Origin of the sequence: Streptomyces sp. WAC 04229 (assembly GCF_003947455.1) — a bacterium.
GTDB lineage: Bacteria > Actinomycetota > Actinomycetes > Streptomycetales > Streptomycetaceae > Streptomyces.
The window spans coordinates 1-709 of sequence record NZ_QHJH01000428.1 but is presented as its reverse complement, the minus strand read 5'-3'; the positions used below and the strand labels follow the sequence as shown (position 1 = coordinate 709).

Genomic DNA, 709 nt, shown 5'->3' with positions numbered 1-709 from the left:
GAGCAAGGGCTGCACGACCGCTCCAGCCGGCCCCTGACGACACCGCACCGTACCCCGGCGGCGACCGAGACCCAGGTGTGCCGCCTGCGCCAGGACCGCAAGCTCGGCCCCGCCCGCATCGGCCCGATCCTGGGCCTGCCCGCCTCCACCACCCACCGGATCCTGGTCCGCCACAGCCTCAACCGCCTGGCCTTCCTGGACCGGCCCACCGGACAGGTCATCCGCCGCTACGAACGCGAGAGGCCCGGCGAACTGGTCCACGTCGACGTCAAGAAGCTCGGCCGGATCCCCGACGGCGGCGGCCACAAGGTCCTGGGCCGCCAGGCCGGCCGCGTCACCCGAAGCGGCATGGGCTTCGACTACATCCACTCCGCCGTCGACGACCACACCCGCCTCGCCTACAGCGAGATCCACGCCGACGAGAAAGCCGCCACCTGCGCCGCCTTCCTCCGCCGGGCCGCCGCCTTCTTCACGGCCCACGGCATCGACCGCGTCGAGCGGGTGCTGACCGACAACGCCTGGCCCTACCGCAAGAGCTTCGCCTGGCGCGACGCCCTGGCCGACCTCGGCGCGAGCGGCAGACTCACCCGCGCCTACCGGCCGCAGACCAATGGCAAGGTCGAACGCTTCAACCGCACCCTGCTCGATGAGTGGGCCTACCTGCGGCCCTACACCAGCAACCACGAACGGTCCGAAGCTCTGACAGACT

The 709-nt window shown here is 71.5% G+C and carries 1 protein-coding gene; it reads left to right on the top strand.

Annotated elements, in window-relative coordinates; genetic code table 11:
• Positions 1 to 709 (top strand): IS481 family transposase (locus tag DMH12_RS38695; protein WP_125495876.1); only part of this gene is annotated, 709 nt, incomplete at both ends.